The following is a 20,312-nucleotide window of genomic DNA, read 5'->3' on the forward strand; positions in this document are numbered from 1 at the left end:
AAGGAGATCAGGAATGGCCAAGGGATATTGGATTGCTCGCGTCGATGTGCGCGATCCTGAAGGGTACAAGGACTACGTCGCCACTGCGAAGCCGGCATTCGAGCGCTTCGGCGCCAGGTTTCTGGCACGCGGCGGCGCCCATGAACTGGTCGAAGGCCCCGGCCGCGCCCGCAATGTGGTGATCGAGTTCGAATCCATGGCAGCAGCACGCGACTGCTACAATTCTCCCGAATATCAGGCCGCGAAACTGATCCGCCAGAAATTCGCCGATGGCGAGATCGTGCTGGTCGAGGGTTCCTGATTTATTCATTCCGCGGTAGCGGTACAGCATTGGCGGCAACGTCCGCTGCTCCAGAGTAATGACTTGCGAGAAAATCTTCTGCAGGAACAAAGGGTTGCTGCGTTGCAGCGTCGTCTTTCCGGACCTGCACCATAGCTGGCGTCATATTTTTGGAACGGTTTTTCAACGCTTTGGACCAAAGTATGAGCCTGCATTACGCAGTGTGATGCATTGCACCGCAGCAAAACTGCGTTAACTTCGCTTCCCTGGGCGGGAATGGAGACCGGCCTGATCTGAGTCGGCCGGAGAAATTGTCAAATGTTCTACCAGCTTTATGAGATGAACCATGCAGCCCTTCAGCCGGCGCGCGCCTTCGCCGACGCGGTGAGGTTCTTCTATTCAAATCCGCTCAATCCATTTTCGCATACCCAATGGGGCCGCTCCATCGCCGCAACGGCAGAGCTCTTCGAGCGCACGACACGGCGTTACGGCAAGCCCAGCTTCGACCTGCCGCACACCGCCATCGACGGAAAGACCGTTCCGGTCGCGGAGAAGACAGTCTGGTCGCGACCTTTCTGCAACCTCCTGCATTTCGAGCGGGCCTTGCCCGCGGCGCGTCGGCCGGACCCCAAGCTTTTGATCGTCGCGCCGATGTCGGGCCACTATGCCACGCTGCTGCGCGGTACGGTCGAAGCGATGATGCCGCATGCCGACGTCTATATCACCGACTGGGTAGATGCCCGGATGGTGCCGGTTTCGGAAGGCAGGTTCGATCTCGACGACTATATCGATTATGTCATCGGCATGCTGCATGCACTCGGCCCGGATACGCATGTGATGGCGGTCTGCCAGCCATCGGTGCCCGTACTCGCGGCGGCGGCGATCATGGAGGCGCGCGGCGATCGGTTTGCGCCCTCGACCATGACGCTGATGGGCGGCCCCATCGACACGCGCCGCAATCCGACTGCGGTCAATGTCCTGGCAGAGGAAAAGGGCCTCGACTGGTTCCGCGACAATGTCGTCATGCCGGCGCCATGGCCGACGCCGGGCTTTGGCCGCAGCGTCTATCCGGGCTTCCTGCAATTGTCCGGCTTCATGAGCATGAACCTTGACCGCCACATCATCGCCCACAAGGATTTCTTCATGCATCTGGTGCGCCACGATGGCGACGGCGCCGAAAAACACCGGGACTTCTATGACGAGTATCTGGCGGTGATGGATCTGACCGCAGAATTCTATCTGCAGACGGTGGATACGGTTTTCATCCGTCATTCGCTTCCGAAGGGCGAAATGACCCATCGTGGCGCGGCCGTCGATCCGGCAGCCATCCGCAACGTCGCACTGCTGACCGTCGAAGGCGAAAACGACGATATTTCCGGCCTCGGCCAGACCGAAGCTGCGCATGACCTTTGCATCAATATTCCCGACAGCCGGCGCTCCCACTACGTCCAGCCGACGGTGGGCCATTACGGCGTGTTCAACGGTTCGCGCTTCCGTGCCCAAATCGTGCCCCGCATCGTCGACTTCATTTCCCGGCACGGCCGCGAAAATGCGGCGCGGCCAAAACCGCGCCTGGTTCGTTCCGCAAAGGCCTGACGTCCAAGCCGCTGGCAGGTCGTCATGGGCGGTCAAGCGCCCAAGGGCGGCATACGAATATGATGCTCTAAAATCGCCCGACATCGCTGAAGGCGATGGCCTTGCCGATAACGGCAACGAAATCCCTGCCGGCAATCTCGCGCTCACCGCTATTGTCGATGGTGACAACACCGGGTCCGGCAATAGTGACATCGGCGGCGCGCGCCAACCGGGCCAGCACCTCGCCGCGCGATTCACGCCCCCTCCTGGCAAGCCGCTCGGCCAGGATTTCCGGCCTTGCCACGATCTCCACCACCACGACATTCTCGTAACGCGCGCGCAGCGCCGGCAGAGCGGTGCGCGATCCATTGGCGATCACCACGCGGCCATTGGCAATCGCGACATCGACATCCGCCGGAATGCCGTATTTGAGGCCATGGGCCTCCCAGGTCAGCGCGAAGGCGCCGGCGGCTGCCGCTTCGGCAAAGGCCACATCGTCGAGCGTGTCATGGTGCTCGCTTGCCCCGTCGCAAGGTCTGGTGATGACCCGGCGAACGAAGCGCACGTCGCTGTCGTCGCCGAGATGTTCACGAGCATAGGCAATCACCGTGTCCTTGCCGGCGCCGCTCGGACCGACCACGGCGATGAAGACGCCGTTGCGGATCGGATTGGCCATATTTTCCTGCTCGCGTTCAATGAGTGCCGAAACCATCATGCCTGGCCACCTTCCTCGTGTGTCCTGGTCAGGACGCCGAAGGCGATGTTCCGCGCCATCCGGACATCGGCCATTATCGTTTTCGATCTCATCTCAGGCAATCTTTCTGTCACTGGAACGGCCAAGCGCGTGATAGGAATGGACCGTGAAAGGAGCGCCCGGCTCCGGTTCGACGAACAGCGCCAGCCCATCGACTGAGAAGGGTTCGGCAAGCGCTTGCGCGAATATTTCCGCGATTGCGCCGCGCAAGCGCGGGCTTTGCTCGGCGGTAAGCCTGCCGGTCAATGTCATGTGGAAGCGAAAGCTGTCGAATACGTGAGGATAGCCCCATTGGCACAGGTTCCGCACCTCGGCCGGGCTCAGCGTATCGGGATTGCGGCGGGCGATCTCTTGCTCGCTCAGCGGCGCGCGAAAGCGGTCGAATGCCGCCACTATGTCGCCGGCGAATTGATGGAGTTCCGGTGACGGCGCTTCCGAAACCAGCGCCAGGAAGCCGTCGATCTGGCCGACGACCAGGCGCGGCAAGACAACTGCCGAGACAGATTCCGCATAAGTCGCCAGCGCCTGGCAGAGCCGATCCTCGCTCTCTCCCTCGGCAAGCCAGAACGGTGCCTTCAACGTCGCATGAAAACCATAGCGCCGTGCGGATGCGGTGTGGAAGGCAACTTCCGCAGCGGTGAGCGTGCCGACTGCGACCGCTGGCTTCATTGCGCCCGTGAACGGGTCGCGGCCAAGCCAGCTTGCAGCGGTGCAGGCCAGCGCGTCATCCGGCGCCGGAGTGTAATAAATCGCATATCGCATTCACGAAACCTCTTTAGCCGGATGTCATAAGCGATTTGTGCGACGGTTTGACGAAGCCGACGATTTTACGGTGATATCCGGCAACAAGGGAACATCATTGGCTGCCGGCACCCACCGCCTGCGGCCTCACGCCTAAGTGACTTCGTCACGTTGGCCGGCACATTGACCGCCCTTCCCAACAATGCTCAATCTAGTGGCATGAATTTGACATTCGATACCCGATTGATGTCGGCTGCGAGATCGAATGGCAAATTCGAAAATTCCACTAGAATCATAAACTTGCTAGTGGTTCTTTTGTTTCCGACATTTGCCCTCGCGCCTGATACAAATGGGATGCAAATGTTGGAAACGAACCACTAGCGGCAACCGAATGGGGGTGTGGATGAAAACACTGCTTGCAGCCGCCGTCGTTCTGCTGGGAACGATCCTTCAGGCTGCCGCCGACCCGGACCCGGCAAAATGGGATGCGGTTCTGGCCGAAGCCAAAGGCGAGACCGTATATTTCAATGCCTGGGGCGGGGCCGAGAACATCAACGCCTATCTTGAGTGGACCGCCGGCGAGATGCAGAAGCACTTCGGCGTCAAGCTCGTCCATGTCAAGCTTGACGACACCGCCAATGCGGTTGCCAAGGTGGTCGCGGAAAAGGCGGCCGGGCGCAACGAGGGCGGCACGGTCGATCTCATCTGGATCAATGGCGAGAACTTTGCCTCGATGAAGGCTCAAGGGCTGCTGTTTACCCCCGGCTGGGCGGAAAAGCTGCCTAACTGGAGATTTGTCGACATCGCGAACAAGCCGACCATCCGTACCGATTTCACCACTCCCGTCGACGGGCTGGAAAGCCCCTGGGGCATGGCCAAGCTCGTCTTCTTCTACGACTCCGCGAGGACAGACACCGCCAGCCTGCCGAAATCGGCCAGGGACTTGCTCGAATGGGCCAGGCAGAATCCCGGCCGCTTCTCCTATCCGCAGCCTCCGGACTTCACCGGCTCCTCCTTCCTCAAGCAGGTCCTGGTCGAACTCGTCGCGGATCGATCCGTGTTGCAGAAGCCGGTCGACGACGCCTCCTTCGCGCGGCTGACCGAACCGCTCTTTGCCTATCTGGACGAGCTTAATCCGCTGCTTTGGCGCAGCGGGCGCGCATTCCCGAAAAACTATCCGGATATGAAGCAGCTACTGGCCGATGGCGAACTTGCCATCATCTTCGCCTTCAACCCGTCCGAAGCCTCGAGCGCCATCGCCAATGACGAATTGCCCGACACGGTGCGCTCATTCGTTTTCCCAGCCGGCACGCTTGCCAACACGCATTTCGTCGCCATTCCCTATAATGCGGCTGCCAAGGCCGGCGCATTGGTGCTCGCCGATTTCCTGATCTCGCCCGAAGCGCAGGCACGCAAGCAGGACCCGAAGATTTGGGGCGATCCAACGGTTCTTGCCATGGCCAAGCTGGACGCCCAGGACAAGGCCCGCTTCGAGGCGCTCGATCTCGGTATCGCCACGCTGAAGCCTGACGAACTGGGACCGGCCATTGACGAACCGCATCCAAGCTGGATGGAGCGGCTGGAGAAAGAATGGCGAAATCGCTACGGCGTAGCGAACTGAACCGATGACCGGGCCGAAACAGGCATCCCACCTCAGCCCCAGATGCTAGCCCGTCTCGGTCCGCCGCTGGCGACGATCCTGCTCGCCGGCCCGATCCTTGCCGGGCTTGTCGGAACACTGCTCCCGGCCTTCGGCTATCTGCCGGCGCTTGGTGGTGATGCGTTCACACTCGACCACTTCACCGAACTTGCCTCGCGGCCGGCGATCCTCCGCTCATCAATGCTCAGCATCGCCACAGGCCTGGTGACCGCCGCTATATCGCTTTCCGCCGTCGCCTTGTTCATTGCCGGCTGGGCCGGCACGCGGGTTTTTTCCCGCATCCAGCATCTGGTGTCGCCGCTTCTATCGGTTCCGCATGCGGCGGCCGCTTTCGGCCTCGCCCTTCTGGTCGCACCGTCCGGCCTGATCGTACGGCTGGTCTCACCCGAACTGACCGGCTGGGCCGAGCCGCCCGATCTTCTTATCGTACATGATCCGCTCGCCTTGACGATGATGGCCGGGCTGATCGTGAAGGAAATCCCCTTCCTGCTGCTGATTGCGCTCGCCGCGCTGCCGCAGGTCGATCTGGTCAGAAAGCGGCGGCTGGCCGCCTCGCTAGGCTACGGCTCCATGGCGGGATTCTTCTATGGCGTCTGGCCGCCGCTCTATCGCCAGATAAGGCTGGCCGTATTCGCCGTGATCGCCTTTTCCTCCTCGGTGGTCGATGTCGCGGCCATACTGGGCCCGACCACGCCGGCGCCGCTTGCGCTGCGCCTGCTGCGCTGGATGAACGATCCGGACCTGTCGATGAGATTCCTGGCTTCAGCCGGAGCAATGCTGCAGCTTGTCATCACCGCCGTTACGATCCTGATCTGGATCGGCCTTGAACGCCTCGGCGCGCTTCTGCGCGACCATAGCCGCGATTGCGGCCTGCGGTTCCGGCATGATCGGTGGCTTGCAGGAGTGGCGCTTGCCGCAATGGCCACCGCAGCGGCGACGGTTTTTGCCGGGCTCGCCACGCTTGGCGTCTGGTCGATTGCCGGCCTTTGGCAATTTCCGGACCTGCTGCCCGCCAGTTTCACCGTGAAAAGCTGGCTACAGACGGCCCCGCGGATCATCGATCCGCTGGTCACCACATTGCTCGTCGCGGCCCTCTCGACACTTATTGCGGTCTGCCTGACAGTGCTTTGCCTGATCCGCGAGGACGAGACCGGTCGTGTCGCCGGGCGGCGTGCGCTCCTGCTGCTCTATTTGCCGCTGCTGGTGCCACAGGTGGCATTTCTGTTCGGACTGCAATTGCTGTTCATCGTGTCGGGAACCGTCGCCAGCCTGCCGGCACTGGTGCTGGTGCATCTCGTCTTCGTCATGCCCTATGTGTTCCTGTCGCTGTCCGATCCCTGGCACGCTTTCGACCGGCGTTATGAGGAGGTCGCGCATGGCCTCGGCAAATCGCGCCTTATGACGCTTTGGCGCATCCGCCTGCCGATGCTGTCGCGCGCCATTCTGGTTGCGGCGGCCGTCGGCTTCGCCGTCTCGGTCGGCCAATATCTGCCCACCGTGCTGATTGGCGCCGGGCGGCTTGAAACCATCACCACCGAGGCTGTTGCGTTGGCCTCCGGCGGCAACCGGCGCATCATCGGCGTCTATGCCTTCCTGCAGATGCTACTGCCGGCGCTGGGCTTTGCGGTTGCCACCATCATCCCGGCGCTGATATTCCGGCATCGCCGCGCCATGCGCGTTTAAATATTGGCCGCAAAAGCTGGTCCGGTCGGAGCGAATGGGCAAAGAAGGACTTTTTCTCGATCAGGTGTCGATCGCGCTCGACGGCCATGTCTTGCTGGCGCTGACGCAGCGCGTGGCGCCGGGCGAGGTGCTCACTGTCATGGGCCCTTCCGGCTCCGGAAAATCGACGCTGCTCGCCTATATTGGCGGATTCCTCGATCCGGTGTTCAAGGCTTCGGGCAAGGTGTTTTCCGACGGGTTCGAACTGACTGCGCTCCCCGCCGAAGATCGCCATGCCGGCATATTGTTCCAGGACCCGCTCTTGTTTCCGCATATGTCGGTCGGCGCCAATCTGGCCTTCGCCATTCCAGCGTCGACTAAAGGCCGGGCGGCACGGCTGGCGCTTGCGGACGCTGCTCTCGACGGTGTCGGTCTCCACGGCATGTCGGGGCGCGATCCTGCCACGCTTTCGGGCGGACAGAAGGCGCGCGCCGCCCTTGCCCGCGCGCTGCTGTCGTCGCCGCGCCTGCTGTTGCTCGATGAACCTTTCTCCAAGCTCGATGCCGAGTTGCGCGGCCAGATCCGCAATCTGGTCCTTGCCAAGGCAAGGGAAAGCCGGCTGCCGGTGGTGCTGGTAACCCATGACCAAGCCGATGCGGATGCCGCCGGCGGGCCAATCGTGCGGATTGGTGAGGCGCAATGAACGCGCTCCCAAACCTGCCCGTCACGGCAGTGCTGCCCCATCTGCTCGATGCCCTGAGCGACGGCAACAATGCCGTGCTGGTCGCGCCGCCGGGTGCGGGCAAGACCACGCTGGTGCCGCTCGCCCTCCTGCCTGCTTCCTGGCTCGCCGGCCGCAAGATCCTGCTTTTGGAGCCACGGCGGCTGGCAGCCCGTGCCGCCGCGAGACGCATGGCGCAATTGCTGGGCGAGGAACCCGGCGGCACGGTCGGCCATGCCATGCGCATGGAAAGCAAAGTCTCCGAACGGACTCGAATTCTCGTCGTCACCGAGGGCATTCTAGCGCGCATGATCCTCGATAATCCGGAATTGCCGGACATTGCAGCGATCCTGTTTGATGAATTTCACGAACGTTCGCTCGATGGCGATTTCGGACTGGCGCTGGCGCTGGATGTGCAAGGCGGGCTGCGGCCGGATTTGCGGCTGCTGGTCATGTCGGCGACGCTCGACGGCGCGCGCGTGGCTAATCTGCTCGATGGCGCTCCGGTGATCGAGAGCAAGGGGCGCAGCTTCCCGGTCGATATCCGCTATGCCGAGCGGCCGGCAGCAACACCCGTTGAGGACGCCATGGCCAAGGCGGTCCGGCAGGCGCTTGCCGACGAGGAGGGCAGCGTGCTTGCCTTCCTGCCCGGCCAGCGCGAGATCGAGCGCACGCGCGAGCGGCTGGAAGGGCGGATTACCGCCGATACCGACATCGTGCCGCTCTATGGCATGCTGGACGGTAAGGCGCAGGATGCGGCGATCAAGCCCGCACCTGCCGGACGGCGCAAAGTGGTGCTCGCCACCTCCATCGCTGAGACCTCGATCACCATCGACGGCGTGCGCGTCGTCATTGACAGCGGCCTGTCCCGCCTGCCCCGATACGAGCTGGCGACGGGCCTGACAAGGCTGGAAACCGTGCGGGTGTCGCGCGCTTCGGCCGAGCAGCGGGCGGGGCGTGCCGGGCGCACACAGGAAGGCGTTGCGATCCGGCTGTGGCGTGCGGAACAGACTGCAGCCCTCCCGCCATTCACTCCACCCGAAATATTGGAGGCCGATCTTTCCGGCTTGCTGCTTGATTGCGCCGATTTCGGCGTTGCCGATCCGGCAAGCCTTGCCTTTCTCGATCCGCCGCCCGCCCCGGCACTGGCCGAGGCAAAGGCGTTGCTCGGCGCCCTCGGCGCGATCGACGGCGAGGGGCGGCTGACCTCATCGGGTGCGGCTATGCGCAAACTGGCGCTGCCGGTACGGCTTGCCCATATGGTCGCGGAAGCGATGAAGACGGGACATGGCCGCGATGCGGCGATGCTTGCCGTGCTCCTCACCGAACGCGGCCTTGGCGGCGACAGTGTCGATCTGGAGCGGCGGCTGTCGCGGTTTCGCACCGACAAGTCACCACGCGCTGCCGCTGCACGGCAGTTGGCACAACGGCTGGCGAAGCCATTACCTTCGCCCCTGTGTAAAGGGTCCAGCCACAGGTCCGACCCTCCCCGTCAAGGAGAGGGTAATGCAGGTGCTCTTCTTCTCCACGCCTGGCCCGACCGCGTCGCCAAGGCACGCGGCGAACGAGGCCGCTTCGTGCTGGCCAATGGCAGCGGGGCGGTTCTCGACCCAGCCGATCCCCTCGCCGGCGAAGTGTTCCTGGTGGTGTCCGACCTGCAGGGCAAGGCACAGAACGCCCGCATCGCCGCTGCTGCTTCCGTTACCGAAAGCGAGATTCGCGAGGCGCTGCCGGGCCGGATCGAAAAGCGGCGCTCTGTCCGCTTCGACCGTGCAAGCCGGGCGGTACGTGTGCGCGAGACCGAAATGCTGGGCGCCATTACACTGTCGGAACGCATGTTGCCTGCCCCGACAGGACCCGAGGCAAACAGTGCTATAGTCGATGCGCTGCGCGAGCACGGCCTGTCGCTGCTCGGCTGGAGCCGCGAAGCGCAGGCGCTACGCCACAGACTGCAATGGCTGCACCAGGGCCTTGGCGCGCCATGGCCCGACGTTTCCGACGCCGCGCTCCTCGCCTCGCTGGAAGATTGGCTACTGCCCTTCCTCCCCGGCGAGGCAAGCTTTGCGCGCATTGAATCATCTATCCTTCAGAATGCGCTCATCACTCTCGTGCCCCACGAATTGCAGCGCAAGATCGGCAGCCTGGCGCCGACCCATTTCGACGCGCCTTCGGGCAGCCGCGTGCCGATCGACTATGAGGGTGAGCAGCCGGTGCTTGCCATCCGTGTGCAGGAACTGTTCGGGCTCGACCGCCACCCTTCCATTGCCGGCGGCACGGTGCAGTTGACGCTGGAACTTCTCTCGCCGGCGCACCGGCCGATCCAGACCACCCGCGACCTGCCCGGCTTCTGGCGCGGCTCCTGGACCGATGTGCGCTCCGATATGCGCGGGCGCTATCCCAAACATGTCTGGCCCGAGGACCCGCTCACCACCGCCGCGACCAGTCGGGCCAAGCCGCGCGGCAAATAATGCTTTGCCTGGGCGGGGCGTCCGGCGCATAAGACGGCATGATCAAGAAGCTGCAGAACTCCGACTTCCAGCAGCCCTACCGGTTGCGGCTGAACACGCTGATCCGGTTGCGCTGGCTTGCAATCATCGGCCAGAGCCTGACCGTGCTGGTGGTCGCCTATTGGCTGAACTATCCGCTGCCGGTGAGCCTGTGCTTCGCGCTCATCGCCTGTTCGGCCTGGCTCAACCTTCTGCTTACATTCCGCTTTCCGGCAGCCCACAGATTGAACCCGCTCGCGGCGCTGGGCATCCTGACTTTCGATGCGATCCAGCTAGCCGGCCTGCTTTACATGACAGGCGGGTTGACGAACCCGTTCTCGCTGCTGATGACCGTGCCGGTGGTGATCTCGGCGACCTCGCTGCCGCTGCGGATGACCGCCTGGCTCGGTCTTCTGGTCATGGCCACGGCCACGGCGCTTGTCTTCTTCCACCTTCCCCTGCCGTGGGTCGCCGGCACCGAACTGCCGATGCCCTTCGTCTATGTCGCGGGAATGTGGATGGCGGTGCTGTCGAGCATTGCCTTCACCGCCATCTATGCTTGGCGCGTGGCCGAGGAGGCCCGCCTGCTTGCCAATGCGCTTGCCGCCACCGAACTGGTGCTGCAGCGCGAGCAGCATCTTTCCGCCCTCGACGGGCTGGCGGCAGCGGCCGCGCATGAACTCGGAACGCCGCTTGCGACCATCACGCTGGTCGCCAAGGAAATGGAGCGAGCGCTGGGCAAGGATCCGAAATTCCATGAGGATGTGACGCTGCTGCGCTCGCAAAGCGAACGTTGCCGCGAAATCCTCAAGCGGCTGACCAGCCTTTCGTCCGACAGCGAAGTCCACATGGCGCGCCTGCCCCTGACCTCGCTGGTTGAGGAGGTGATCTCGCCCCACCGCGATTTCGGCATCGCCATCAATCTCGATCCGGGCGAGAGGATCGGGCCGGAACCCGTCGGCCACCGCAATCCGGGTGTCATCTACGGGTTGGGCAATCTGGTGGAAAATGCGATCGATTTCGCCACCAGTACGATCACCATAAGCTGGCGCTGGGACGACCGCAGCGTCGCCTTTGAAATCATCGATGACGGCCCCGGCTTCCCGCCAGAAATCATCGACCGTATCGGCGAACCCTATATGTCGACACGGCAGGGAGCAGAACCCGGTGGTGGCCTCGGTCTTGGCCTGTTCATCGCCAAGACGCTGCTCGAGCGCTCCGGCGCAACGCTGGCCTTCCATAACGCCAATGAACGCGGCAAGGGCGCCGTCGTGGAGGTCGACTGGCCGCGCGACGTGTTCCTGAAGCCAGCGGCAGCCTCGGCATCGATGTTCGACCGGGCTTAGAGCCTATGATCCTTCCCGAAAACCCGTTTCCACTTTCCCGGATCATGCCCAAGGTGGCAAAATCGGCTTTTGGTGATTATATTCGCCGCAAAAATACAAAAGGATGAGGCGCATGAGCGGCGAAACTGAAACGGTGGACGGCAGCATTACGGGCGGCGATACTTCGCTGCTGATCGTGGATGACGACAAGCCGTTCCTGACCCGCCTCGCCCGCGCCATGGAAACGCGCGGCTTCCAGGTCGAGACCGCCGAGAGCGTGGAAGAAGCGGTCGCCAAGGCGCGCGCCCGTGCACCCGCCTACGCCGTGGTCGACATGCGGCTTGGCGACGGCAATGGGCTGGACGTCGTTGCCGCCATCCGCGAGAAGCGCAGCGATGCGCGCACCATCATTCTGACCGGCTATGGCAATATCGCGACGGCGGTAACGGCAGTGAAGCTCGGCGCGGTCGACTATCTCTCCAAGCCCGCCGATGCCGATGACGTTTTTGCTGCACTCACCCGCACCAAGGGCGAGCGCGCAGCACCGCCGGAGAACCCGATGTCCGCCGACCGGGTGCGTTGGGAACATATCCAGCGCGTCTATGAGATGTGCGAACGAAATGTCTCGGAAACGGCGCGCCGCCTCAACATGCACCGCCGCACGCTGCAGCGCATCCTGGCCAAGCGCGCACCGCGATAGAAAAAAGCGGCGCGTGCACGGACACCGCCGCTCCCGCATTTTCTTAAGCGAACTTGACGGCGCCTGCCCCGCCTTAAATCAGCGTGGCCTTCCGGACCACGCAGGCGTCAGGATCAGGCGACCTGTTCGACCTGCTGAACTTCCGGCACGAAATGGCGCAAAAGGTTCTGGATGCCGTGTTTCAGGGTTGCCGTCGATGACGGGCAGCCGGCGCAGGAGCCTTTCATGTGCAGGAACACAGTGCCGTTCTCGAAGCCGCGGAAGGTGATGTCGCCACCGTCCTGCGCCACTGCCGGACGGACTCGCGTGTCGAGCAATTCCTTGATCGTGGCGACGATCTCGCTGTCTGCCTCGCCATAGAATTCGCCGCTCTCATCGGCAGCGGTAACCGCTGCATGGCCGCCAGCCGCCATGACGGGCGCGCCTGACATGAAATGCTCCATGATGGCGCCCAGGATCGCCGGCTTCAGATGCTGCCAATCCGGCCCATCCTTGGTCACGGTGATGAAGTCATAGCCGAAGAAAACGCCGGTAACGCCGGGAATCTCGAACAGCCGTCCGGCCAGGGGCGATGTCTCATGCGCTTCCGCGGCGCTGCGGAAATCAGCCGTTCCCTGTGCGAGAACCTCCTTGCCGGGAAGGAATTTCAACGTGGCGGGATTGGGTGTCGCCTCGGTCTGGATGAACATCGCCGCATCTCCGTGCGTGTAGATTGGAATAATTCTAAATAGGCTCTGTTGCCGGTAAATACAAGCAAAACGCTACGGGCGAAACGAGACTAGGTCAGGCTCTCCAGATCCTCGTCGGACAGATGCTGCGGCACCACCGTCACCGGAATCGGAAAGGCTGCCCCCTTGCCGGCGACAGAGGCGACCAACGGTCCCGGCCCTTCCTTGCCGGCGCCTGCGGCAAGGACGAGGATGGCGATATCCTGATCTTCCTCGATGAGGTGATGCAGTTCCTCGGTCGGCTTGCCTTCCCGCACGACCAGTTCCGGCTCGATGCCCAGCGTCTCGCGGATCTTGCTGGCATAGCCGTCCAATGCCGCCTTGGCATTTGCCATAGCTTCTTCGCGCATGATCTTTTCAACGCCGAGCCAATGCTGGAAATCGCCGGGCTCGATGACATAGAGCAGCACCAGAACGCCGCCCGTACTCTTGGCGCGCCTTGATGCATAGGCCACGGCGCGCTCGCATTCGGGCGTGTCGTCGATGATCGCCAGGAATTTCCTTCGATGTCCGGCTTCCCGGATAAGACGCTTCGAGACCATGTTAAAACCCTGCCGCCGGCAAGTTCATGCCGGCACAATCTGCCACTTGCGCCCCCCATTGGGCAAGCACAATGCCGCGACCTGCTTCAGCTGCTTACGAGGCCGAGTATGGATCGCACCGTCTTCATCGTCGCCTCGGCGATCACGCTTGCGCGCTCCCCGCCCTCGCGCAACACGCCGTCGACATAGGCCTGGTCGGCCGAAATGCGCCGCATCTCATTGGCGATCGGGGCAAGCCTGGCGACCGCCAGTTCGGCAAGAGCCGGCTTGAAGGCCGAGAATTGCTGCCCACCGAATTCGCCAAGCACCCTTTCCTTGGTGCTTTCGGCAAGGGCGGCATAGATGGTGACGAGGTTTTCTGCTTCCGGACGCCCTTTCAGCCCTTCCACATCCGACGGCAGGCCGTCCGGATCGGTCTTGGCTTTGCGGATCTTCTTGGAGATCGTCTCGGCATCGTCGGTAAGATTGATGCGCGAAAGATCGGACGGTTCGGACTTCGACATCTTCTTGGAGCCGTCGCGCAACGACATCACGCGCGGCGCCGGCCCCTCGATCAGCGGCTCGGTCAGCGGGAAGAAGCCGTTGACCCTTTCGTCGCCCATCATCATCTCTACGCCGACGTCAAGATCGGCAATGCGGGACGAATAGTCGTTGTTGAACTTCTGGGCGATGTCGCGCGTCAGTTCCAGATGCTGCTTCTGGTCGTCGCCCACCGGCACATGGGTAGCGCGATAGACGAGGATGTCGGCCGCCATCAGCGTGGGATAGGCAAACAGCCCCACGCTTGCATTCTCGCGGTCCTTGCCGGCCTTTTCCTTGAACTGCGTCATGCGGTTCAGCCAGCCCATGCGGGCGACACAGTTGAACACCCAGGCAAGCTCGGCGTGCTGCATGACCCGGCTCTGGTTGAAGACGATGTGCTTCTTCGGATCGATCCCGGCAGCCAGGAACGCCGCGGTCACCTCGCGCGTCGCCCGCATCAATTCTACCGGGTCCTGCCATACGGTGATGGCGTGCATGTCGACCACGCAGTAGATGCAGTCATGGCTGTCCTGCAGTAGGACAAAGCGACGGATAGCACCGAGATAGTTGCCGAGATGAAGGTTTCCGGTTGGCTGGACGCCGGAAAAGACGAGCGGCTTGAAGGTCATGAAATTCCCCGAGAGCTGGTGGAGGGCCTCGTAAAGAGGTGAGATATGCCGGGCCTGATACCGCGCCGGAATCCTGCGTTCAAGGGGCGGTTCATTCGAGCGGCGGAATTTCGGATCGTGCGGCCTTTGGCTGGCCTCGCCGGAGGCTGCGGCGAACCATCCCGATATCGGCTCCGCCGATGGCGAAGGCGATGGCGAAATAGATGATGGTGGCAGCACAGACCAGCGCGCCCAACGTAGCCGCCTGGGTGTAGATCGGCGCCTCTGCCGCCAGATAGGGGGCAAGCCACCGGACCGCGAAATAAAGGAACGCCGCCATCACCGTCGCGGCCAGCACCAGGCGCGGAATGCGGGTCAGGAGCGGAATATCTGTTCCCCAGTGACCGCGCCGGATCAGAATTGCCAGCAGCAGCGCGGCGTTGACCCAGCCGGCAACCGCAGACGCCGTGGCGATGCCGACGGCACCCATCGAGGGAAATAGCGTCAGCGCCAGAGAAATATTGACTGCCACCGAAATCGCCGCAAACACCATCGGCGTGCGGGTGTCCTCGCGGGCGAAATAGCCGGGCGTGAACGCCTTGATCAGCACGAAGGCTGGCAGGCCGAGGCCGAACACCGACAATATGGCCGAGACGACCGGCGTGCCGTTGGTCGCGGCAAAGGCGCCGCGCTCGTAAAGCACACGCACGATCGGTTCGGCCATAACAAGCAGGGCCGCCGTCGCCGGCAGGGTCAAAAACAGCGTGAACTCGACCGAACGGTTCTGCAGATTGGCCGCCTCCACCGCATTGCCGGCCTTCAGCGCGCGGGCAAGTTCCGGCAGCAGCACGATCGCCACCGCAATCCCCACCACGCCGAGCGGCAATTGATAGACACGGTCGGCATAGGCGAGCGATGACACCGCACTGGCCTGGCCGGAAGCGATAGCGGTGCCGATCAGCGTGTTGATCTGGGTGATGCCGCCGGTGATCGCCGCCGGAAAGGCGAGCCACAGCAGCCGCCTGACATTGGGCGTGAAGCGGGGGCGGCGGAAGCCGATCGAAATGCCCGCATGCCGCACGGCCCCCCAGACGATGGCCAGTTGCACCAGCCCGGCGGCCAGCACGCCCCAGGCAATAGCATAGCCGACCGACAGCTCATCGAACCCCTCATACCAGGCATAGGCCAGAACCGCGATCAGGATGACATTCAGGAATACGGGTGCAAGCGCCGCCGCAAAATAGCGGCGTAGTGAGTTGAGCATGCCGCTCATCATCGCCGCCAGTGACATGCACATCAGATAGGGAAACATGATCGTGGCGAGCGAGCGCGTCAGATCGAATTTCTCCGGGTCTTGTGCAAAGCCGGGCGCGATAATGGTCGCGACCAGAAGCGGCATGGCCAGTTCCATCACGATGGTCAGGAGGATCAGCACACTGAACAGCACGCCGAACACTTCCTCGGAAAATTTCCTTGCACCATCGGTGCCGTTGGCTTCGATCTCCTTGGCAAAGAGCGGCACGAAGGCGGTGTTGAAGGCGCCTTCGGCAAAGAGCCGCCGGAAGGTGTTCGGAAACTGGAAAGCCGCGTTGAAGGCATCGGCCACCGGCCCGGTGCCAAGGGCGGCCGCCATCATCATCTCGCGCGTGAAGCCGAAAATGCGCGACAGCATCGTGCCGGACGCAACGGTGGCGAATTTCTTGATCAGGCTCATGGTCGGCACGGCATCCTATTGCGCTGCCACGGCAGCAGAGCGTGCCTTGCCGCCACGCTGCGGCGCCGGTTCGCCCTTGAGCGTAGCGATCAGCCGGGCGCGGATGGTTTCGAGCCTCGCCTGGTCGTGTATCTTCTGGCCGGTCAGGTCGGCCACATAGAAGGTATCGATCATCTTTTCGCCGAAGGTGGTGATGTGGGCCGAGGCGATGTCGAGCGACAGATCAGAAAGCGCGCCGGTGATTTCCGACAACAGGCCGGGCCGGTCCAATCCGGACACGTCGATCACGGTGAAGCGGTTCGAAAGCGTGTTGCGGATGTCCACGCGCGGCTCCCGGCGGAACGCCTTGGCTCCCCGTCTGGGCTTGGCCCGCTTCTCGATCATTTCCGGCAGCCAGGCCTTGCCGGAAAGGACATCCTCGATCAGGTTGCCGACACGCTCGGCACGCCGACGCTCATCCTCGTCGCGGTCGAATTCACGGCTAATCAGGATGGTGTCGAGCGCACGCCCATCCGATGTCGTGAATATCTGGGCATCGACGATGTTTGCGCCGGCTGCGGCACAGGCGCCCGCTGTCACCGAAAGCAGCCGTGGATGGTCCTGCGCCAGCACGGTTATCTCGGTCACGGCCTCGAATTCATGCGTCTTGACCATGGTAGCGAGCTTCTGGCCGGCTTCATCCGCCTCGCGAATGAAGTGCGCATGGCTAAGCTGATCCTTGAGATCGACCGCCAGGAGATAGTTTTCGTAATGCAGGCCAACGACGCGCTGGCGGACCGCGTCGGGCCAGTCGGCAAGGGCTGCGGCCAGTGTCTGGCGTGCCTGGTCGGCGCGCTGTGCCCGCGGTGCCTCCGAAAAGCCGCCGGTCAACAGCAACTCCGTCTCGAAATATAGCGTGCGCAGCAACTGGCCCTTCCAACCGTTCCACACGCCCGGCCCGACACCGCGTATATCGCAGACGGTAAGCACCAGCAGCAGCTTCATGCGCTCGACCGTTTGGACGATGGCAGCAAAATCCTCGATGGTCTTGCGGTCGTTTAGATCGCGCGTCTGGGCTGTCATCGACATGACGAGATGGTTCTCGACCAGCCAGGCAACCGTCTCGGTATCGACCTTGGAAAGGCCCATATGTGGACAGATGCGCCGGGCTATTTTTGCTCCCGCCTCGGAGTGGTCCTCAGGCCGGCCCTTGGCGATATCGTGCAGAAGCACGGCGACATAAAGCGCCTCGCGGCGCTTTTTCAGGCTGTCCATCAGCGAATGCGACAGCGGATGGATGCGCTCGCCCGCGCCATGCTCGATCTCGGACAGAATGCCGATACAGCGCAACAGATGCTCGTCGACCGTATAGTGGTGATACATGTTGAACTGCATCATCGCGACAATACGGCCAAAATCGGGAATGAGCTTGCCGAGCAGGCCCGCCTCGTTCATGCGGCGCAGACTGAGTTCGGGATTGCGGTCGGAAACCAATATGTCCAGGAACAGCCGGTTGGCGGTCTTGTCGCGGCGCAGATTGCGGTCGACCAGCGACAGCGATCGCGTCAGAAGCTTCAACGCATGCGGGTGGAATTCCAGCCCATGGCGGTCGGCGAGCCAGAACAGGCGCAGCATATTGACCGGATCGCGCTGGAAAACCTCATCATCGGCGATATTGATGCGGTGATTGTCGACGATGAAGTCGGGCGCGCCGGCAAGCTTGCGACGGCGACGCGAAAAGGTGCGGAAGATGCGATTGAAGCCCGGCACATGCTTGGCCTGCTCCTCTTCCAGCCCGGCGCAGAAGATGCGCGTCAGATCGCCGACCGTCTTGGCGATGAGGAAATAATGCTTCATGAAGCGCTCGACGGCCGACAGGCCGGGATGGCTGGTATAGCCAAGCCGCTCGGCGATCTCGCGCTGTATGTCGAAATGCAGTCGTTCTTCCGCCTTGCCGGTCAGGAAATGCATGTGGCAGCGCACCGCCCACAGGAAATCCTCTGCCTTGAGGAACTGGTTGTATTCGGCGCGCGTGAAGACCTCCTGCGCCACCAGTTCCGCCCCGCTGCGCACGCGGAAGAAATATTTCCCGATCCAGAACAGCGTCTGGAGGTCGCGCAGGCCGCCCTTGCCGTCCTTGATGTTAGGCTCGACCAGATAGCGGCTTTCACCGGCCTTGGCGTGGCGTTCGTCGCGCTCGGCAAGCTTGGCCTGAACGAAGTCCGGGCCGCTGTCCTTCACCACCTCCTGGTCGAAGCGCTGCAGCAGTTCCTGATAGAGCTTGCGCTCGCCCCAGACGAAGCGCGCTTCGAGGATAGAGGTTCGGATGGTGATGTCGGCACGCGACTGGCGGATGCACTCGTCGATGTTGCGCGTAGCGTGGCCGACTTTCAGCCCCATATCCCACAGCATATAGAGCATATATTCGACGATCTGCTCGCCCCATGGGGTCTGCTTGTAGGGCAGAAGGAAGAGGAGATCGATGTCGGAACCGGGCGCCAGTGTGCCGCGGCCATAGCCGCCAACCGCCACGATGGCCATGCGTTCGGCCGCGGAGGGGTTCTTGGCACGATAGACATGGGTGACGGCGAAATCGTAAAGCGCCCGGATGATCTCATCCATGAGATGGGAAAGGCGCGAGGCGCAGGCCGTGCCGCTGCCATCCTCCATCACCATGGTCTCGACCGTGCCCCTGCCCGAAGCGATCGTCGCCTTGAGCAGCTTCAATACTTCGCTGCGCACAGCCATGGACGAACCATTGCCACCTGTCGCCGCCGTCAACGCGGTGAGATCGTGGCGCAAGGCCACGCCGTCGATCAGGCGCTCGAGCTTCAGGGGAATCTTGGCCATGCCGGTTAGGAGACTCGCGTTTCGACCGGCGTCTATAGCGCGTTTTTTATGCAGTTGGTATGGCCCCGCACGTCTCGGCAATCTCCCTCCCGTATTGTCGCGGCGCCATAAAAGGCAATCTGCCACCTCGACATCACGCCAGGCTTTGTGTAACCGCCTCTCTCCCGCCGCCACGGCCACAATCACGCATGAGGAATGAACCATGAGCCCGATCAGCGGCGGCATAGACTTTGGCACGTCCAACTCCACCGTCGGCATTTTCCGCGGCGGCCGCCCAAAACTCGTCGCGCTCGAAGGCGAACAGGTGACCATGCCGAGCGCCGTCTTCTACAATTTCGAGGACAACGGCACCTATTTCGGCCGGCGCGCCATCGCCGACTATACCGACCATGCGGAAGGACGGCTGCTGCGCGCCCTGAAAAGCGTGCTCGGCTCGTCGCTCGTCCATGAGAAAACCCGCATCAAGGCACGCTCGATCGCCTTTACGGATATCATCGGTTCTTTCATCGGCTATCTGAAGGACCGGCTCGAAGCAGAAGCCGGCGAGGAGGTCGAAAGCGTGGTGCTGGGGCGTCCGGTGCATTTCGTCGACGAGGACGAAACAGCGGACCGCGAGGCACAGGATCAGCTCGAAAACGCGGCGCGGGCGCAAGGCTTCAAGCACATCGCCTTCCAGTTCGAGCCGATCGCGGCCGCTCTCGATTATGAGCAGCGCGTGACACGCGAGGAACTGGCCCTGATCATCGATATCGGCGGCGGCACATCCGATTTTTCCATTGTCCGGGTGTCGCCCGAGCGCGCTCAAGCCAACGACCGCAGGGAAGATATCCTTGCCAGCACCGGCATCCATATCGGCGGCACCGATTTCGACAAGCTGCTCTCCGTCAGCCATGTGATGCCTGAATTCGGCTACAAGACACCGACCAGGGACGGCAAGCGCAACCTGCCTGCGGGCTACTTCTTCGACCTCGCCACATGGCAGCGCATCAATATGCTCTATACGCCCAAGGCGATGACCGACCTGCGGCAGATCCGCTACGAAGCGGCACGGCCCGAACTGGTCGAACGCATGATCGATGTCGTCAGCCACAGGCAGGGCCATGCACTCGCGTCCAAGGTCGAGCGAGCCAAGATCGACCTCACCGACGCCCGAGAGACGACAATGGACATCAGCCTTCCCGGCGAACGGCTAAGGCTGCCGGTGACCCGCGCCGGTCTCGATGAAGCCATCGACGACACGGTCGAGCGGGTCGTGGCCGTCGTCTCGAAGACCGTTGCCGAGGCCGGCCTCAAACCGGAGCAAATCACGACCTTGTTCCTCACCGGCGGCTCGACTGCGATACCGCTGCTGAAGCAGAGCATCCTTGCGCTTTTCCCGAAGGCAATCGCGGTCGAAGGCGATATGTTCGGCAGCGTCGGGCTCGGACTGGCGCTCGACGCGAAGCGCAAATTCGCGACTGCGTAA

General features: G+C 62.6%; 16 protein-coding genes. 9 read left to right on the plus strand and 7 right to left on the minus strand.

Annotation, left to right across the window (positions count from 1 at the left end; all coding sequences use genetic code 11):
* Positions 1-13: 13 nt before the first annotated feature.
* Positions 14-301, plus strand: a complete 288-nt coding sequence (locus tag EET67_RS11885; RefSeq protein WP_128626387.1) for a DUF1330 domain-containing protein — start codon at positions 14-16, stop codon at positions 299-301.
* Between the two features lie 297 nt (positions 302-598).
* Positions 599-1,876 (plus strand): polyhydroxyalkanoate depolymerase, encoded by a 1,278-nt coding sequence (locus EET67_RS11890; protein ID WP_128626388.1) that lies wholly within the window; start codon positions 599-601, stop codon positions 1,874-1,876.
* Positions 1,877-1,943: 67 nt separating this feature from the next.
* Here EET67_RS11890 and phnN read toward each other — a convergent pair whose 3' ends face one another.
* Positions 1,944-2,570: a phosphonate metabolism protein/1,5-bisphosphokinase (PRPP-forming) PhnN gene (gene phnN / locus EET67_RS11895; RefSeq protein WP_128626389.1), complete on the minus strand. Its 627-nt coding sequence runs from the start codon at positions 2,568-2,570 to the stop codon at positions 1,944-1,946.
* Positions 2,571-2,663: 93 nt separating this feature from the next.
* Complete coding sequence (locus tag EET67_RS11900; protein WP_128626390.1) at positions 2,664-3,371, minus strand: DUF1045 domain-containing protein; 708 nt, start codon at positions 3,369-3,371, stop codon at positions 2,664-2,666.
* A gap of 382 nt (positions 3,372-3,753) precedes the next feature.
* On the opposite strand from EET67_RS11900, the gene EET67_RS11905 reads away from it, so the two are divergent.
* The 6 genes from EET67_RS11905 to EET67_RS11930 all read left to right on the plus strand — a co-directional run bounded on the left by EET67_RS11905 (position 3,754) and on the right by EET67_RS11930 (position 11,904).
* Positions 3,754-4,971: an ABC transporter substrate-binding protein gene (locus EET67_RS11905; protein ID WP_128626391.1), complete on the plus strand. Its 1,218-nt coding sequence runs from the start codon at positions 3,754-3,756 to the stop codon at positions 4,969-4,971.
* A gap of 42 nt (positions 4,972-5,013) precedes the next feature.
* Positions 5,014-6,693, plus strand: a complete 1,680-nt coding sequence (locus EET67_RS11910; RefSeq protein ID WP_128626392.1) for an ABC transporter permease — start codon at positions 5,014-5,016, stop codon at positions 6,691-6,693.
* A gap of 34 nt (positions 6,694-6,727) precedes the next feature.
* A complete protein-coding gene (locus EET67_RS11915; RefSeq protein WP_128626393.1) occupies positions 6,728-7,375 on the plus strand; it encodes an ATP-binding cassette domain-containing protein in 648 nt (215 codons plus the stop codon).
* A complete protein-coding gene (hrpB, locus tag EET67_RS11920; protein ID WP_128626394.1) occupies positions 7,372-9,861 on the plus strand; it encodes an ATP-dependent helicase HrpB in 2,490 nt (829 codons plus the stop codon). The genes EET67_RS11915 and hrpB overlap by 4 nt, the downstream gene beginning before the upstream one ends.
* A 38-nt stretch (positions 9,862-9,899) precedes the next feature.
* Positions 9,900-11,225, plus strand: coding sequence for an ActS/PrrB/RegB family redox-sensitive histidine kinase (locus EET67_RS11925; RefSeq protein WP_128626395.1), 1,326 nt, complete (start codon positions 9,900-9,902; stop codon positions 11,223-11,225).
* Between the two features lie 112 nt (positions 11,226-11,337).
* Positions 11,338-11,904 carry an ActR/PrrA/RegA family redox response regulator transcription factor gene (locus EET67_RS11930; protein WP_128626396.1) on the plus strand — a complete coding sequence of 189 codons (567 nt, stop codon included), beginning with the start codon at positions 11,338-11,340 and terminating at the stop codon, positions 11,902-11,904.
* A gap of 113 nt (positions 11,905-12,017) precedes the next feature.
* On the opposite strand, the gene EET67_RS11935 is transcribed toward EET67_RS11930, so the two are convergent.
* The 5 genes from EET67_RS11935 to EET67_RS11955 all read right to left on the minus strand — a co-directional run bounded on the left by EET67_RS11935 (position 12,018) and on the right by EET67_RS11955 (position 18,847).
* Positions 12,018-12,593, minus strand: coding sequence for a NifU family protein (locus tag EET67_RS11935; protein ID WP_128626397.1), 576 nt, complete (start codon positions 12,591-12,593; stop codon positions 12,018-12,020).
* A gap of 89 nt (positions 12,594-12,682) precedes the next feature.
* Positions 12,683-13,174, minus strand: coding sequence for a universal stress protein (locus tag EET67_RS11940; protein WP_128626398.1), 492 nt, complete (start codon positions 13,172-13,174; stop codon positions 12,683-12,685).
* A gap of 86 nt (positions 13,175-13,260) precedes the next feature.
* A complete protein-coding gene (gene trpS / locus EET67_RS11945) occupies positions 13,261-14,325 on the minus strand; it encodes a tryptophan--tRNA ligase (protein ID WP_128626399.1) in 1,065 nt (354 codons plus the stop codon).
* Between the two features lie 91 nt (positions 14,326-14,416).
* The gene (gene murJ / locus EET67_RS11950; protein WP_128626400.1) at positions 14,417-16,018 is read right to left on the minus strand and encodes a murein biosynthesis integral membrane protein MurJ; all 1,602 of its coding nucleotides are present in this window, start codon (positions 16,016-16,018) and stop codon (positions 14,417-14,419) included.
* 15 nt (positions 16,019-16,033) lie between these two features.
* Positions 16,034-18,847 (minus strand): [protein-PII] uridylyltransferase, encoded by a 2,814-nt coding sequence (locus EET67_RS11955; protein ID WP_128626401.1) that lies wholly within the window; start codon positions 18,845-18,847, stop codon positions 16,034-16,036.
* Between the two features lie 202 nt (positions 18,848-19,049).
* On the opposite strand from EET67_RS11955, the gene EET67_RS11960 reads away from it, so the two are divergent.
* Entirely contained in the window at positions 19,050-20,312 is a 1,263-nt protein-coding gene (locus tag EET67_RS11960; RefSeq protein ID WP_128626402.1) for an Hsp70 family protein, read from the plus strand.

Source organism: Borborobacter arsenicus, assembly GCF_003934165.1.
Lineage (GTDB): Bacteria > Pseudomonadota > Alphaproteobacteria > Rhizobiales > Rhizobiaceae > Pseudaminobacter > Pseudaminobacter arsenicus.